This is a genomic window from Streptomyces sp. NPDC048254, from assembly GCF_043201895.1.
Taxonomy (GTDB): Bacteria; Actinomycetota; Actinomycetes; order Streptomycetales; family Streptomycetaceae; genus Streptomyces.
The window spans coordinates 154,705-170,349 of the sequence record NZ_JBICZJ010000006.1 but is presented as its reverse complement, the minus strand read 5'-3'; the positions used below and the strand labels follow the sequence as shown (position 1 = coordinate 170,349).

Annotated in this window: 11 protein-coding genes; 7 read left to right on the top strand and 4 right to left on the bottom strand. The window is 70.8% G+C overall.

Annotation, left to right across the window (positions count from 1 at the left end; genetic code table 11):
* Nucleotides 1–98 precede the first annotated feature (98 nt).
* Nucleotides 99–1,070 carry an LLM class flavin-dependent oxidoreductase gene (locus ACGFZQ_RS18815; RefSeq protein WP_393841309.1) on the bottom strand — a complete coding sequence of 324 codons (972 nt, stop codon included), beginning with the start codon at nucleotides 1,068–1,070 and terminating at the stop codon, nucleotides 99–101.
* Nucleotides 1,071–1,128: 58 nt separating this feature from the next.
* Entirely contained in the window at nucleotides 1,129–2,601 is a 1,473-nt protein-coding gene (locus ACGFZQ_RS18810; protein ID WP_393841308.1) for a cytosine permease, read from the bottom strand.
* Nucleotides 2,602–2,729: 128 nt separating this feature from the next.
* On the opposite strand from ACGFZQ_RS18810, the gene ftsY reads away from it, so the two are divergent.
* Nucleotides 2,730–3,923 carry a signal recognition particle-docking protein FtsY gene (ftsY, locus tag ACGFZQ_RS18805; RefSeq protein ID WP_393841307.1) on the top strand — a complete coding sequence of 398 codons (1,194 nt, stop codon included), beginning with the start codon at nucleotides 2,730–2,732 and terminating at the stop codon, nucleotides 3,921–3,923.
* A gap of 273 nt (nucleotides 3,924–4,196) precedes the next feature.
* On the opposite strand, the gene ACGFZQ_RS18800 is transcribed toward ftsY, so the two are convergent.
* Entirely contained in the window at nucleotides 4,197–4,853 is a 657-nt protein-coding gene (locus ACGFZQ_RS18800; RefSeq protein ID WP_351739352.1) for a bifunctional DNA primase/polymerase, read from the bottom strand.
* 456 nt (nucleotides 4,854–5,309) lie between these two features.
* Here ACGFZQ_RS18800 and ACGFZQ_RS18795 point away from each other — a divergent pair, with 456 nt between their 5' ends.
* The 5 genes from ACGFZQ_RS18795 to ffh all read left to right on the top strand — a co-directional run bounded on the left by ACGFZQ_RS18795 (nucleotide 5,310) and on the right by ffh (nucleotide 12,958).
* Nucleotides 5,310–6,794: a hypothetical protein gene (locus ACGFZQ_RS18795; protein ID WP_393841306.1), complete on the top strand. Its 1,485-nt coding sequence runs from the start codon at nucleotides 5,310–5,312 to the stop codon at nucleotides 6,792–6,794.
* A 356-nt stretch (nucleotides 6,795–7,150) separates the two neighbouring features.
* Entirely contained in the window at nucleotides 7,151–8,488 is a 1,338-nt protein-coding gene (locus ACGFZQ_RS18790) for an ammonium transporter (protein ID WP_351739347.1), read from the top strand.
* On the top strand, nucleotides 8,485–8,823 hold the full coding sequence (locus ACGFZQ_RS18785) for a P-II family nitrogen regulator (RefSeq protein ID WP_093498850.1): 339 nt from the start codon (nucleotides 8,485–8,487) through the stop codon (nucleotides 8,821–8,823). The genes ACGFZQ_RS18790 and ACGFZQ_RS18785 overlap by 4 nt, the downstream gene beginning before the upstream one ends.
* Before the next feature lie 35 nt (nucleotides 8,824–8,858).
* The gene (locus ACGFZQ_RS18780; protein ID WP_393841305.1) at nucleotides 8,859–11,315 is read left to right on the top strand and encodes a [protein-PII] uridylyltransferase; all 2,457 of its coding nucleotides are present in this window, start codon (nucleotides 8,859–8,861) and stop codon (nucleotides 11,313–11,315) included.
* A gap of 92 nt (nucleotides 11,316–11,407) precedes the next feature.
* Nucleotides 11,408–12,958, top strand: a complete 1,551-nt coding sequence (ffh, locus tag ACGFZQ_RS18775) for a signal recognition particle protein (protein WP_351739341.1) — start codon at nucleotides 11,408–11,410, stop codon at nucleotides 12,956–12,958.
* 554 nt (nucleotides 12,959–13,512) lie between these two features.
* On the opposite strand, the gene ACGFZQ_RS18770 is transcribed toward ffh, so the two are convergent.
* Complete coding sequence (locus ACGFZQ_RS18770; protein WP_393841304.1) at nucleotides 13,513–14,382, bottom strand: methyltransferase domain-containing protein; 870 nt, start codon at nucleotides 14,380–14,382, stop codon at nucleotides 13,513–13,515.
* Between the two features lie 588 nt (nucleotides 14,383–14,970).
* Between ACGFZQ_RS18770 and ACGFZQ_RS18765 the strand changes: the two genes are divergently transcribed.
* Nucleotides 14,971–15,573: a hypothetical protein gene (locus tag ACGFZQ_RS18765; RefSeq protein WP_351712534.1), complete on the top strand. Its 603-nt coding sequence runs from the start codon at nucleotides 14,971–14,973 to the stop codon at nucleotides 15,571–15,573.
* The last annotated feature ends 72 nt before the right edge of the window (nucleotides 15,574–15,645 follow it).

Genomic DNA, 15,645 nt, shown 5'->3' with positions numbered 1-15,645 from the left:
CTCCTCGTACCCCCCGCCGCCCCGCCCGGTCACTGCCCGGGCGGGGCGGCGGTTCACGCTTCCCCTGTCAGTCGATCCGCCGCACCCCGGTCTTCCGCCTACGTCGGCAGCGCCGGAAGCACGGCCTCTCCGAACAGCCGCAGGCTTCGCCAGCCCTCCTCCAGGGGCATGCCGCCTGCCAGTGGGTGGAGGACCAGGTTGTCCAGGCCGGCCGTCACGCATTCCTCCGGAGTGAGGATGCGGTAGACGCCCTCCGCGCGGAGTTCCTCCACCGTCGTGGCCGACGAGCGCACCGCCGAGTGGATGTCTCCGGACTGCCAGGACGCGTAGGTCAGAGCCTCGTGCAGGAAGTGCTTCCCGTACCGATCCCACGCCCGGTCCGGGTCCTCGGCGATGTGCAGCAGCGGCGTCTCCGCCGTGGGCATCATCGTCCAGCCCTCCGTGCCGTACTCGGTGAGCTTCTCCTTGTAGTACGCCTCCAGCTCCGGCAGATGCGCGCTGGGGAAGAACGGCAGGCCGAGCCGGGCGGCACGGCGGGCGGCGGCCTTGGAGGAGCCGCCGACCAGCAGCAGCGGGTGCGGATCGGTGAAGGGGCGCGGTGTGACCCGTACCGTACGGCCCCGGTACTCGAACTCCTCCCCGGTCCACGCCTTGAGCACCGTCTCCAGCACCTCGTCCTGCAGCCTGCCGCGCCGCTTCCAGTCCACGTCGAACAGGGCGTACTCCTCCGGCCGGTAGCCGATGCCGGCCACCGTCACCAGCCGCCCCCCGCCGAGCAGGTCGAGCACCGCGATGTCCTCCGCCAGCCGCAGCGGGTCGTGCAGCGGGCCGATCACCGCCGACACGGTCACCGCGATGTTCCGGGTCGCCCCGAACACCGCGCCCGCGAAGGCGAACGGCGACGGCAGCCAGTTGTTGTCGACCCCGTGGTGTTCCTCGGTCTGGACCGTGGTGACCCCGTGCTCGTCGGCGTACGCGGCCATCTCCACGGCGGCCCGGTAGCGGGCGCCCAGGGAAGCGGAGTCGGCCCCGGGCTCGACGAGGTTGAAGCGAACGACCGAGACGGGCATGGGAGTTCCCCTTCACCTTGGCCGGGCGGGTGTGGCGGGGACAGTAGCTGACGGCACGTCAGACAGCCAGAGGTGCGCGCTCCCCGGCCGAGGCCGGCACCACCGCCGGCTTCGGCAGCACCGCGTACAGCAGACCCGAGACGACGATCGTCGCGATCCAGCCCAGCCCGTACCGGCCGACGGGGTTGTTCGAGGCGAGCGGACCGTTGAACCAGTCGGACCTGGTGAACAGGAACCCGGCCAGCAGGCCGAGCGCCCAGGCCGTGACGGCGGCGGGGGAGAAGCCCGCCCGGTACCAGTAGGCGCCGGCGCGGGTGGTGTCGAGGAGTGCCGTGGCGTCGTACTCCCGCCGCCGGAGCATGTCGACCCCGAACACGCCCACCCATGCCGAGAACGCCACCGCCAGCAGCGACAGGAAGGCGATGAACGAGCTCATGAACGAGGTCGCCGCCAGCATCAGCACCCCGCCGAGGACCAGTGAGATCACCGCGTTGACACAGACCGCCCAGTGGCGGGGGATCCGGAAGCCGAGCGTCTGCGCGGTGAAGCCCGCCGAGTACATCGACATCGCGTTGATCAGCACCATACCGACCAGCGCGATCAGCAGATAGGGGACGGCGAGCCACAGCGGGAGGATCTCGCCGAGGAAGGAGACCGGGTCGGCCGCCTCGGCGAGGTCCGGCGTGCCGGACGCCACCACCGCACCCATCAGGACCATGGGGAGGACGACGATCACGGCGCCGCCGACCGTGTTGCATACGATCGCCGCCGAGGACGCCGTACCCGGCAGATACCGCGTGAAGTCCGGCGAGGCCGGTGCCCAGCTCATCCCGCCCGCCGCGATCAGTCCGACCCCGGTCACCATCGCGGCCGTGGGGCCGGCGGCCTGTCCGAACACCCGGCCCCAGTCCGTCTCCACGATCAGACGGCCGAGGACCAGCAGGGTGAAGGCGCCGAACAGCCAGGTCGCCCACCGGTTGCAGCGCTGCACCACCTTGATGCCCATGCCGGAGATCGCGAACGTGGTGATCACGAAGAGCAGGAGGGTGACGATGATCAGGGCGGTGTTGCTCCTGATCCCGAAGACGATGTCCAGGACCGTCAGCAGCGCGTAGGCGCCGGTCACCGCGTTGATCGTCTCCCAGCCCCAGCGCGCCACCCAGATCAGCGCACCGGGCAGCAGATTTCCGCGCTGCCCGAAGACCGCGCGGGAGAGGGCCATGCCCGGTGCGCCACCCCGTTTGCCCGCGATGCCGACCAGCCCGACCAGGCCGTACGACACGATCGGCGCGGCGGTGCCGACCACCAGCGCCTGCCAGAAGTTCAGCCCGAACGACACCGCCAGGCTCGCGCCCACGGTGAGCAGCAGGACGGTGATGTTGGCGGCGATCCAGGTGGGGAGCAGTCCGCGGGGTGTCCCGGTGCGCTCGGAGTCGGGGACCGGTTCGATGCCCCGGGTTTCGAGGCCGTGCTGCTCCAGTGACTCTTCCAGATGTTCGAGGGCGCCATCGTGGTGGGCGGTGGTCCTCATGAGCAGTCATCGTACTTTAGTCCAACGAATACCCCCAAAGGAGACATCTCGCTTCGGGGAATCGTCCAGAAACTCCCTCGCGAGGGAGCAAAGTCGTGCCCGGGGGAGAGATGGATACTGGACGCGTTATGGAAACCGTCATCCTTGCTGTAGTCATCGCCGTGGTCGTGCTCGGCGCGATCGGCGGGCTCATCGTCGGCAGCCGGCGCAAGAAGCCGCTGCCCCCGCCGCCGCCCGCCGCGCCCGACATCACCGCGCCCCCGGCCGAGCCGCACATCGGCGACGAGGCCGAGACGCCGCGCGACGAACCGCGCCGGACGATAGAGGAGGTCGACCTTCCCGACGGCTCGGCTCCCGTCGTCGTAGAAGAGCCCCCGGCTCCCGAGATCGAGATCCCCGAGCCCACGGCCGGCCGCCTGGTCCGGCTGCGCGCCCGGCTCTCCCGCTCCCAGAACGCCCTCGGCAAGGGGCTGCTCACGCTGCTCTCGCGCGAGCACCTCGACGACGACACCTGGGAGGAGATCGAGGACACCCTGCTCACCGCCGACGTCGGTGTGCAGCCCACCACCGAATTGGTCGAGCAGCTGCGCGAGCGCGTCAAGGTGCTCGGCACCCGCACCCCCGTGGAGCTGCGCGGGCTGCTGCGCGAGGAGCTGCTCAAGCTGGTCGGCACCGATGCCGACCGCGTGGTGAAGACCGAGCCCGCCGACCGCAAGCCCGGCATCGTGATGGTCGTCGGCGTGAACGGCACCGGCAAGACCACCACCACCGGCAAGCTCGCGCGCGTGCTCGTCGCCGACGGCCGAACGGTCGTCCTCGGCGCCGCCGACACCTTCCGGGCCGCCGCCGCCGACCAGCTCCAGACCTGGGGCGAGCGGGTGGGTGCCTACACCGTGCGCGGGCCGGAGGGCGGCGACCCCGCCTCCGTCGCCTTCGACGCGGTGAAGGAGGGCAAGGAGATGGGGGTGGATGTCGTACTGATCGACACCGCCGGGCGTCTTCATACCAAGACCGGGCTCATGGACGAGCTCGGCAAGGTCAAGAGGGTCGTCGAGAAGCACGCCCCGCTGGACGAGGTGCTGCTCGTCCTGGACGCCACCACCGGCCAGAACGGCCTGGTCCAGGCCCGGGTGTTCGCCGAGGTCGTCGACATCACCGGCATCGTGCTCACCAAGCTGGACGGCACCGCCAAGGGCGGCATCGTGATCGCGGTCCAGCGCGAACTGGGTGTCCCCGTGAAGCTCATCGGCCTGGGCGAGGGCGCGGACGACCTGGCGCCGTTCGAGCCGGAGGCGTTCGTGGATGCCCTTATCGGTGACTGACCCCAGGAGGGCGGATTTACCCGCCGCCGCGGCGAGAGCCCTCGTGAACCTTCGTGAGAAGCGCCCGATCCCCACCGTGCAGCCGGGGACGGGCGCTTCGGCGTATGAGGAGCCCCCTGTGGCCAAGCAGGTCGGGTGAAGTCCGCTGTTGCTCGGCAGCTCCCCGAACGGGTGCGGGGCTGTATCGATATGCGGCTCCGCCGCGTGGGCGCGACCAGCCACGACGCCGCCGTGGACGAGCGACGGCGCATCGCGGCAATTCCAGCGGAGCGCTTACGCCCGCGACCGGTGTGCCACGTACGCCAGGGTCCCCAGCAGCAGCCTCGCCGACGGCGGCTTCGTCGCCGAGTCCAGGGCCGGTGGCCGCAGCCAGCGCACCGGGCCCAGGCCGCCCCGGTCGGACGGTGGCGCGGTGATGTACGCACCCGGGCCGAGGCCGCGCAGGTCCAGGGAGGTCGGGTCGTCCCAGCCCATGCGGTAGAGCAGTTCGGGAAGTTCGGCGGCGGCGCCGGGGGCGACGAGGAAGTGGGCGCGGCCCTCCGGGGTAGCGATGACCGGGCCGAGCGGCAGGCCCATCCGCTCCAGGCGGACCAGGGCCCGGCGCCCGGCGGCCTCGGCGACCTCGACGACGTCGAACGCGCCGCCGACCGGCAGCATCACCGCCGCGCCCGGGAACTCGCCCCAGGCCTTGGTGACCTCGTCGAGCGTGGCCCCGGCGGACACCTGGGGCGCGAAGTCCAGCGGATGCGCTCCCGGCGCGGGACAGTCGGCGTGCCCGCACGAGCACGCGCCGCCCGCGGCCCGGGCGCCCGGGACCGCGTCCCAGCCCCACAGGCCGGTGAACTCGGCGACGGCGGTGCAATCCGATGAACGACCGCGCCGGCGCGTGCCGGAGCGGATCTCGCGAATGCCGCCGATCGTGAAGCCCATGCCCCCTCCAACGGGTCCGGCGCGCCGGTGGTTACGACACGGAACGAGACCGAAACGGAACGTGACGCTACGGCTCCGCCTTCCCTCGCGCTCGCAAGGTCAAGACAGCGCCTGGAAGCGCTACCGGTGGTGCACCTGGGGCTGTGCGCCCCCGAGTGCATCGCTCCGCCTACTCCCGGCCGTCCTATGTCAAGTGAATCGCGCCTAGGTCGTCGTGAGTTCATTCGAAGGGGTGGCGAATGGTGGCGTTTCCGGGATCGCCATGGCTGGAGCAGTGATCGTAGGATTACTTTGAGTGCACGAGGCCTGGGGGCACATGCACTCGTGGGTATGCCGGAGGCAACTCGGTATCCCGTTCGAAGGGTGAGAACTGCGGGCGGGCGGCCGTATTTACCGGCATTCTGATAGGGCTTGGCGCATCCGGCAACAAGTGGTCTCAGGGATGGGGGCGTTCCAGTGGGCGGCAACGGCGGAAGCGGGACGACCGCGGCCAGTACGGACAAGCGCCCCAATGAGCTGCTCAACTCGTGGTTCGTGCGCAGCGGCTGGTCCAAGGGCGAGCTGGCGCGGCAAGTGAACCGCAGGGCACGCCAGTTGGGGGCCAACCACATCTCGACCGACACGTCGAGGGTGCGCCGCTGGCTCGACGGGGAGAACCCGCGCGAGCCGATCCCGAGGATCCTCTCCGAGCTGTTCTCCGAGCGCTTCGGCTGTGTCGTCTCGGTCGAGGACCTCGGTCTGCGGGCCGCCCGCCAGCCACCCTCGGCGACCGGCGTCGACCTGCCCTGGACGGGCCCGCAGACGGTGGCCTTGCTCAGCGAGTTCTCGCGCAGCGACCTCATGCTGGCGCGGCGCGGCTTCCTCGGAACCTCGCTGATCCTGTCGGCGGGCCCGTCCCTCATCGAGCCCATGCAGCGCTGGCTCGTCCCCTCGCCCACCGCCCCGCGGCAGGCCCCCGAGCCGGCGGCCGACTCCCGCCGCCCCGGCCGCCTCTCCAAGCCCGAGCTGGAGCTGCTGGAGTCCACCACGGTGATGTTCCGCCAGTGGGACGCCCAGTGCGGCGGCGGCCTGCGCCGCAAGGCCGTCGTCGGCCAGCTGCACGAGGTCACCGACCTCCTCCAGGAGCCCCAGCCCGAGGCCACCGCCCGCAAACTCTTCAAGGTCGCCGCCGAGCTGGCCGAGCTGGCCGGCTGGATGTCCTACGACGTCGGGCTCCAGCCCACCGCCCAGAAGTACTTCGTGCTCGCCCTGCACGCGGCCAAGGAGGCCGGCGACAAGCCGCTGGGCTCGTACGTCCTCTCCAGCATGAGCCGCCAGATGATCCACCTCGGCCGGCCCGACGACGCCCTGGAGCTGATCCACCTCGCCCAGTACGGCAGCCGGGACTGCGCGAGCCCGCGCACCCAGTCGATGCTGTATGCGATGGAGGCCCGCGCCTACGCCAACATGGGCCAGCCCGGAAAGTGCAAGCGGGCGGTCCGGATGGCCGAGGACACCTTCGCCGAGGCCGACGAGTGGGACGAGCCGGACCCCGACTGGATCCGCTTCTTCTCCGAGGCCGAGCTCTACGGCGAGAACAGCCACTCCTTCCGCGACCTCGCCTATGTCGCCGGCCGCAGCCCCACCTACGCCTCGCTGGCCGAGCCCCTGATGCAGCGGGCCGTGGAGCTTTTCGCCAAGGACGCCGAGCACCAGCGGTCGTACGCACTGAACCTCATCGGCATGGCCACCGTGCACCTGCTGCGGGGCGAGCCCGAGCAGAGCACGGTTCTCGCCTCCGAGGCCATGGGCATCGCCAAGAAGGTGCGCTCCGAGCGCGTGAACACTCGTATTCGAAAGACGGTGGACTCGGCCGTCCGTGACCACGGTGATCTCGCCGCGGTCGTCGACCTCACCGAACAGCTCGCCGTCGATCTGCCGGAGACCGCCGAGGCGGTCTGAACCCCGGCACACCACGGACCCCGGCCGCGGCCGGCCCTCCCGAACTGCCCGACTCGGCTCCCCCACGCCAGGTCATCGGAAGGCCGCCCGCGGCCGGTTCTGCCGTTGCGCCCAAAGCGGTGCCGCTCTCGCACCGAGGTTGCGTCACGATAACGATCCGCATGGCGAACATCAGGCAGTTCACCCACGCGTAACACCCACGACTCCTTCGTCACGGCGGCGAAACAACGAGGGGCGGTGTCCGAAACCGCGCTGCGCCAATCTCATGGCGCATAACCGGCCCACCCCCCGCTTGACCGGACCGCACTCAGGCATCGCCCGCACACAGGGCCGTACCAATCGACGAGGAGACGCCGATGGCACCAGCCATCATGCTTGCCGCGGAGGCACCCAAGCTGTCCTCCGCGAACACAGGCTTCATGCTCATCTGTTCCGCCCTGGTGCTGCTCATGACGCCGGGACTCGCCTTCTTCTACGGAGGCATGGTCCGCGTCAAGAGCACCCTGAACATGCTGATGATGAGCTTCGTCAGCATCGGGATCGTCACCATCCTGTGGGTGCTCTACGGCTTCTCCCTGGCCTTCGGCTCCAGCAACGGCTTCATCGGCTTCAACTCCGACTGGCTCGGCATGAGCAACGTCGGGCTGACGGAACTCTGGGACGGCTACACGATCCCGATCTTCGTCTTCATGGTCTTCCAGATGATGTTCGCGGTCATCACGCCGGCCCTGATAAGCGGCGCCATCGCCGACCGCGTCAAGTTCTCGGCCTGGGCGCTCTTCGTCGCCCTGTGGCTCACGGTCGTCTACGTCCCGGTCGCCCACTGGGTGTGGGGCGCCGACGGCTGGGCCTACAAGCTCGGTGTGATCGACTTCGCCGGTGGTACCGCGGTCCACATCAACGCCGGTGCCGGCGCGCTCGGCGTGATCCTGGTCATCGGCAAGCGCGTCGGCTTCAAGAAGGACCCGATGCGCCCGCACAGCCTCCCGCTGGTGATGCTCGGCGCCGGTCTGCTGTGGTTCGGCTGGTTCGGCTTCAACGCCGGCTCCTGGCTCGGCAACGACGACGGCGTCGGCGCGCTGATGTTCGTCAACACGCAGGTCGCCACCGCCGCCGCCATGCTGGCCTGGCTCGCCTACGAGAAGATCCGGCACGGCGCGTTCACCACGCTGGGCGCCGCCTCCGGCGCGGTCGCCGGTCTGGTCGCGATCACCCCGTCCGGTGGTGCGGTCTCCCCGCTCGGCGCGATCGCCGTCGGCGTCATCGCCGGTGTCGCCTGCGCCGCGGCCGTCGGACTGAAGTTCAAGTTCGGCTATGACGACTCCCTGGACGTCGTCGGCGTCCACATGGTCGGCGGCATCATCGGCTCCCTGCTCATCGGCTTCTTCGCCACCGGCAAGGGCCAGTCCGCCGCGACCGGTGTCTTCTACGGCGACCACTCCTTCACCCAGCTGTGGAAGCAGTTCGCCGGTGTCGGTGCGGTCCTCGCCTACTCCCTGGTCGCCTCGGCGGTCCTCGCCTTCCTCCTCGACAAGACCATCGGTATGCGGGTCTCCGAGGACGACGAGGTCTCCGGCATCGACCAGGCCGAGCACGCCGAGACTGCATACGACTTCAGCGGTGCGGGCGGCGGTGTCCTCGGCACCGTCTCCGCCGCGGCCCTGGCCGGCACGAGCAAGAAGGTGGACGCATGAAGCTCATCACCGCCGTCGTGAAGCCCCACCGGCTCGACGAGATCAAGGAGGCCCTGCAGGCCTTCGGCGTCCACGGTCTCACGGTCACCGAGGCCAGCGGCTACGGTCGGCAGCGCGGCCACACCGAGGTCTACCGTGGTGCCGAGTACACGGTCGACCTGGTGCCCAAGATCCGCATCGAGGTGCTGGCCGAGGACGAGGACGCCGAACAGCTGATCGACGTCATCGTCAAGGCCGCCCGCACCGGCAAGATCGGTGACGGCAAGGTCTGGTCCCTCCCGGTCGAGACCGCCGTACGGGTCCGCACGGGCGAGCGCGGACCGGACGCACTGTAGAACAGAACCATCTGAATACAGGCAGGAGTCGCTGGGTGACGGGCACGGAAGTTCGGAACGACGCAGAGAACACGGGACCCAGCGGCTACGCGGCGGCCCGGCTGCGCCTCCTCACCGAGGGGGCGCGGTCCGGGCCGTCGCGCCGTACCGCCCTCGCCGAACTCACGGACGAATGGCTGACCGGCCTGTTCGCGGCGGCCACCGAGGGCATCAAGGGCGGCGTCTCCCTGGTCGCCGTCGGCGGCTACGGCCGCGGCGAACTGTCCCCGCGCAGTGACCTGGACCTCCTGCTGCTGCACGACGGCGGCGACTCCGGTGCGGTGGCCGCCGTCGCCGATCGGCTCTGGTACCCCGTCTGGGACCTGGGCCTGGCCCTCGACCACTCCGTGCGTACGCCCGCCGAGGCCCGCAAGACCGCAGGCGAGGACCTCAAGGTCCAGCTGGGCCTCCTGGACGCCCGCCACATCGCCGGCGACCTGGGCCTGACCACCGGACTGCGCACCACGATCCTCGCCGACTGGCGCAACCAGGCCCCCAAACGCCTCCCCGAACTCCAGGAGCTCTGCCTCGAGCGTGCCGAACGCCACGGCGAGCTGCAGTACCTCCTGGAACCGGACCTGAAGGAGGCCCGCGGTGGGCTGCGGGACGCCACCACACTGCGTGCCGTCGCCGCCTCCTGGCTGGCCGACGCCCCGCGCGAGGGCCTCGCCGACGCCCGCCGGCGCCTGCTCGACGTCCGTGACGCCCTGCACCTCGCGACCGGGCGCGCCACCGACCGCCTGGCGCTCCAGGAGCAGGACCAGGTGGCCGCCGAACTGGACCTCCTCGACGCCGACACGCTGCTGCGCCAGGTCTACGAGTCCGCGCGGCTCATCTCGTACGCCAGTGACGTCACCTGGCGTGAAGTGGGGCGCGTGCTGCGTTCGCGCGCCGTGCGGCCGCGGCTGCGCGCCATGCTGGGCGGCGGCAAGCCGGTCACCGAGCGCTCCCCGCTCGCCGAAGGGGTGGTGGAGCAGGACGGCGAGGTGGTGCTCGCCCGCGCCGCGCGCCCCGAACGCGACCCCGTGCTCCCGTTGCGCGCCGCGGCCGCCGCCGCGCAGGCCGGCCTCCCGCTCTCCCTGCACGCCGTACGGCGCATGGCCGCCACCGCGCGCCCCCTGCCCACGCCCTGGCCCGCCGAGGCGCGCGAGCAGCTGGTCACGCTCCTCGGCTCCGGCCGCCCCACCGTCGAGGTCTGGGAGGCACTGGAGGCCGAGGGCCTGATCACCCGGCTCCTTCCCGACTGGGAGCGGGTCCGCTGCCGTCCGCAGCGCAACGCCGTGCACATCTGGACCGTCGACCGGCACCTCATCGAGACCGCCGTCCGCGCCTCCGAGTTCGCCCGCCGCGTGCACCGCCCCGACCTGCTCCTGGTCGCCGCGCTGCTGCACGACATCGGCAAGGGCTGGCCCGGCGACCACTCGGTGGCCGGCGAGATCATCGCCAAGGACGTGGCGGCCAGGATCGGCTTCGACCGTGCGGAGGTGGCGGTCCTGTCGACGCTCGTACGGCACCACCTGCTGCTCATCGAGACCGCCACCCGGCGCGACCTGGAGGACCCGGCCACGGTCCGCCTGGTCGCCGAGGCGGTCGGCAGCCAGGGCACCCTGGAGCTGCTGCACGCCCTTACCGAGGCCGACGCGCTGGCCACCGGCCCGGCCGCCTGGTCGTCCTGGCGCGGCTCGCTCGTCGCCGACCTGGTCAAGCGGGTCGCGGCGGTCCTCGCCGGGGACACCGTCGACGAGCCCGAGCCGGGCGCGCCCACGGCCGAGCAGGAGCGGCTGGCGATCGAGGCGTTCCGCACCGGCAGCCCGGTGCTGTCGCTGCGGGCCCAGACCGAACCGGCGGCGACGGAGGACGAGCCGTCCGGCGACCCCGAGCCGCTCGGCGTGGAACTGCTCATCGCCGTACCCGACCAGCCGGGCGTCCTCCCGGCCGTCGCCGGCGTCCTGGCCATGCACCGCCTCGCCGTCCGCACCGCCGAGCTGCGCTCCCTCCGGCTCCCCGACGACGTCGACGACGGCGCCGTCCTGCTGCTGGACTGGCGGGTCGCCGCCGAGTACGGCTCCCTGCCGCAGGCGGCCCGCCTCCGGGCGGACCTGGTCCGTGCCCTGGACGGCTCCCTGGACATCGCCGGACGCCTCGCCGAGCGGGACGCGGCCTACCCGAGGCGCCGGGGCTGGGTGGCCCCGCCGCCGCGTGTGACGGTCGCCTCGGCGGCCTCCCGGCACGCCACGGTGATCGAGGTGCGGGCCCAGGACGCACCCGGGCTGCTGTTCCGGATCGGGCGGGCGCTGGAGGACGCCGAGGTACGGGTGCGCAGCGCGCATGTCAGTACGCTCGGGTCGAACGCCGTCGACGCCTTCTACGTGACCGGCGCCGACCACGCGCCGCTGCCCGCGGAGGAAGCGAGCTCCGTGGCGCGCAAACTGGAGGAGACGCTGAGGGCCTGACCGCAGGTTGTGCAAGGCGGGGACCACTTCCTTGCGCGGCCGGATACCCTGGAAGACGCTCACTGCCCCCGACTCCGAGGACCGACGCCGCCGTGTTCGACACTCTCTCCGATCGCCTTTCAGCGACCTTCAAGAATCTGCGCGGCAAAGGGCGTCTGAGCGAAGCGGACATCGACGCCACGGCGCGGGACATCCGCATCGCGCTCCTCGAAGCCGACGTGGCCCTCCCGGTCGTCCGCACGTTCATCAAGAACGTCAAGGAGCGGGCGCTCGGCTCCGAGGTCTCCAAGGCCCTGAACCCGGCCCAGCAGGTCCTGAAGATCGTCAACGACGAGCTGGTCACCATCCTGGGCGGCGAGACCCGGCGGCTGCGGTTCGCCAAGCAGCCGCCCACCGTGATCATGCTCGCCGGTCTCCAGGGTGCCGGTAAGACCACCCTCGCGGGCAAGCTCGGCCACTGGCTCAAGGGCCAGGGCCACTCCCCGCTCCTGGTCGCCGCCGACCTCCAGCGCCCCAACGCCGTCAACCAGCTCAGCGTCGTCGCCGAGCGCGCCGGGGTCGCGGTCTACGCGCCCGAGCCGGGCAACGGCGTCGGTGACCCGGTCAAGGTCGCCAAGGACTCCATCGAGTTCGCCAAGCAGAAGGTCCACGACATCGTGATCGTGGACACCGCCGGCCGCCTCGGCATCGACCAGGAACTGATGCAGCAGGCCGCCGACATCCGGGACGCGGTCAGCCCCGACGAGATCCTCTTCGTCGTCGACGCCATGATCGGCCAGGACGCCGTCACCACCGCCGAGGCCTTCCGCGACGGCGTCGGCTTCGACGGCGTCGTCCTCTCCAAGCTCGACGGTGACGCCCGCGGTGGTGCCGCGCTCTCCATCCGCCAGGTCACCGGCAAGCCGATCATGTTCGCCTCGAACGGCGAGAAGCTCGACGACTTCGACGCCTTCCACCCGGACCGGATGGCCTCCCGCATCCTCGACATGGGTGACCTGCTCACCCTGATCGAGCAGGCGGAGAAGACGTTCAGCCAGGAAGAGGCCGAGAAAATGGCCTCCAAGCTGGCGTCCAAGAAGGGCCAGGACTTCACCCTGGACGACTTCCTGGCCCAGATGGAGCAGGTCAGGAAGATGGGCAGCATCTCCAAGCTGCTCGGCATGCTGCCCGGCATGGGCCAGATCAAGGACCAGATCAACAACCTGGACGAGCGGGACGTCGACCGCACCGCCGCGATCATCAAGTCGATGACCCCCGGCGAGCGCCAGGACCCGAACATCATCAACGGCTCCCGCCGCGCCCGTATCGCCAAGGGCTCCGGCGTCGAGGTCAGCGCGGTCAAGGGGCTCGTCGAGCGGTTCTTCGAGGCCCGCAAGATGATGTCCCGCATGGCCCAGGGCGGCGGTATGCCGGGCATGCCCGGGATCCCCGGCATGGGCGGCGGCCCCGGCCGTACCAAGAAGCAGCCGAAGCAGGCAAAGGGCAAGCAGCGCTCCGGCAACCCGATGAAGCGCAAGCAGCAGGAGCTGGAGGAGGCCCAGCGCCGCGAGGCGGCCGCCCAGGGCGGGAACGCCTTCGGGGTGCCGCAGCAGGGCAGCCAGGACTTCGAGCTGCCGGACGAGTTCAAGAAGTTCATGGGCTGACGTTCCATGGGCTGAAGTTCATGGGAGTTCAAGGGCCGAGTTCACCTGTGCGCGTGCCAGGGGTTGCAAAGGCCGTTCGGTGAACGCACATGAGGGCGGTTTAGCTCGATCGTGTGATGGTCGGCCGACTCCGCCCCTTCTGGATCGGACCACGGACAGGATCCGTGTCGCCGCCCGGTTGCGAAAGCGGACGACCAGTGCGCCCAACACCGTTCGGGGCGTGCCAGTGCGCAGACTTGCCTCCGCTCACTGCAAAGGAACGGTTGGTCATATGCGGAATCGCTTGACCAACCCTGCGCCGCCACGCAGGTCGCCCGACCAGCCCTGGCGCACCGAGGGCGCCTCCGAGGAGCCGTAGCCTGCTGGAACGCGAGACGCTGGAGGAGGCGGACGCGTACCGGATCGCCGGAATCACCCGACTGACCAAGGAGACCTGAGCGCCCCGAAGGGGCGCGGGGCTGTTTCGATGTGCGGCTCCGCCGCGCGGGCGCGACCAGCCACATCGGCGCCGCAGACGAAAGACGGCCTACCCAGCGGAGCGAACCGGCGGAGCGTCAGCGCACGCGGGCGATCAGGTAGCGGAAGACGTTCGGCATCCACACCGTGCCGTCCGGCCGCTGATGCGGATGGAGCGCCTCGGCCAGCTCCTTGCCGACCTGCTCCTGGTCGGTCGCCGCGATCGCCGCGTCGAACAGCCCGGTCGACAGCAGCCCGCGTACGGCGCTGTCCGCGTCGGCGTACCCGAACGGGCAGGAGACCCGCCCGGAACCGTCGATCCGCAGCCCGGCCCGCGCGGCGACCTCCTCCAGGTCGTCGCGGCAGGCCGGCCGCCAGCTTCCCGCGCTGCGCAAAGGATCGGCCAACTTCGCGGCCACCCGCAGGACGGACGAGGTCGCACAGCGCTCCGGCGGACCCCAGCCGACCAGCACCACGGCCGCCCCGCGCTCCGCCAGGGGCGTGGCCTCGGCGAGCAGTCCACCGAGCCGTTCGGCGTCGCCGGCCAGGCAGCCGATGGGCTCGAAGGCGGTGATCAGGTTGTACGCCGGTGCCTGCGCGTCCGCCGCGTCCGCCGGCCCACCGTGGACGACCCGGACGACCCGGGCTGCGCGGCCACGCGCGCGTGCCCCGAGGGCCGGCTCGGGCAGCAGGCGCTCGCGGGCGAGGGCGAGGCGTTCGGGGGAGGGGTCGACACCGGTCACCGCGGCCCCTCTGGCCGCCGCCATCAGCAGGGCGAGACCGGAACCGCAGCGCAGGCCGAGCAGCCGGGTGGCGGGGCCCACTTCGAGTCGCTCGTGGACGGTCTGGTGGAGCGGCACCAGCATCCGCTCCTGGATCTCTGACCAGTCACGCGCGCGTGCGCCCAGGTTCACGCGGGGTGCGGAGTCCGCGTGAGACGGGTGATGCCGCACGAGCGTAGGTGTCATAGGTAAGCGCCCCAATCCGCCGAGAGTTACGCACTGACCGATTCCGTGGTCCCCGTGTCGTGCGCTCGCACTTCCCACGTATGCCAGGTAACTCCGGGCTCGCGGTGGCGTCCAGAGGTCGCGGGACCCGGCTTGTGCGTGGACTGTGACTGTGGCGAGATTTCACATACTCGCAACTTGTGGCTCTACCATCGGACCCACGAGACGGGGGTTCTGGCCATGGTCGGCCGACACGGTGGCCGTACGGTGTCCGGCCACCGGAGACGGGCCGGTGCCGGGATGACGACGGGATCCGGGTAACGTCGGGACCGTCGCGGGCGCTGACCGAGATGAGGTCCTCCGCCACGAGAGCGACCGAAAGGCCTCTTGCGCATCCGCCGGCCACAGCCGTCCCGGTCTCTACGCCGGTGATACGCGTCGGGTCGTACGTCAGACTACGCACCGGCTTGGTATGAGCTGTGAGGCTTCTCCGCAGATCAGCGCACCCGTACTCGTCTCCACGCATCAGTGCCAACTGACGGGTACGTGCAAATTATTTGGGATGCCCCGGAATAGGAACACAGTGGCACTCCCGCTCGTTCTCATTACGTGAGCACGACACAGACACCACCTGTTCTCGCCGCAGAGCTGGCAGAGGCGTGGGCCGACATTCAGCGGTACCACCCCGAACTGCCGGACCTTGCCGCGCCAGAGTCCCTGATCGGAGAGTCGTCGTCCGCGTGCGGACACGAGCTCTCCTTCGAACGACTGCTCCATGAGGCAGTCCACGGCATCGCCGCAGCCCGTGGAGTGCGCGACACCTCCAGGGCCGGCCGTTACCACAACCGCAGATTCCTCGCGATCGCCGAGGAGCTGGGCCTGGACCACCCCGACGAGCCGCATCCCAGCAGCGGTTTCTCGCTGGTCACGCTCAACCCCGAGGCCAAGCGCCGCTACCGGCCGACCATCGACAGACTGCAGCGCGCTCTCAAGGCGCACACGGTGGCGACCTCCGCCGACACCTCCCGCACCTTCCGCGGCCCGGCCGCCCGCCATGGCTCGTCCGGCGGCGGCGTCCGGGTCAAGGCGGTGTGCGACTGCGGTCGCAACGTCCGGGTGGTGCCGTCGGTCCTGGCCCAGGCGCCCATCGTGTGCGGCGGCTGCGGCAAGCCGTTCCGCATCCCGGAGATCGTGGGAGCGGCGGCGAGCTGACCACACGGCTGCTCGTGGCAGCCGTAGCCGTTGCTCATCGCCAACCCCGGTCTCCCCGTGGGCAGCGCACCC

What these genes read in the sequence shown, in the direction of transcription:
- ACGFZQ_RS18815 (WP_393841309.1), bottom strand. Translation starts at nt 1,070, where the DNA reads ATGCCCGTCTCGGTCGTTCGCTTCAACCTCGTCGAGCCCGGGGCCGAC.
- ACGFZQ_RS18810 (WP_393841308.1), bottom strand. Translation starts at nt 2,601, where the DNA reads ATGAGGACCACCGCCCACCACGATGGCGCCCTCGAACATCTGGAAGAG.
- ftsY (WP_393841307.1), top strand. Translation starts at nt 2,730, where the DNA reads ATGGAAACCGTCATCCTTGCTGTAGTCATCGCCGTGGTCGTGCTCGGC.
- ACGFZQ_RS18800 (WP_351739352.1), bottom strand. Translation starts at nt 4,853, where the DNA reads ATGGGCTTCACGATCGGCGGCATTCGCGAGATCCGCTCCGGCACGCGC.
- ACGFZQ_RS18790 (WP_351739347.1), top strand. Translation starts at nt 7,151, where the DNA reads ATGGCACCAGCCATCATGCTTGCCGCGGAGGCACCCAAGCTGTCCTCC.
- ACGFZQ_RS18785 (WP_093498850.1), top strand. Translation starts at nt 8,485, where the DNA reads ATGAAGCTCATCACCGCCGTCGTGAAGCCCCACCGGCTCGACGAGATC.
- ACGFZQ_RS18770 (WP_393841304.1), bottom strand. Translation starts at nt 14,382, where the DNA reads ATGACACCTACGCTCGTGCGGCATCACCCGTCTCACGCGGACTCCGCA.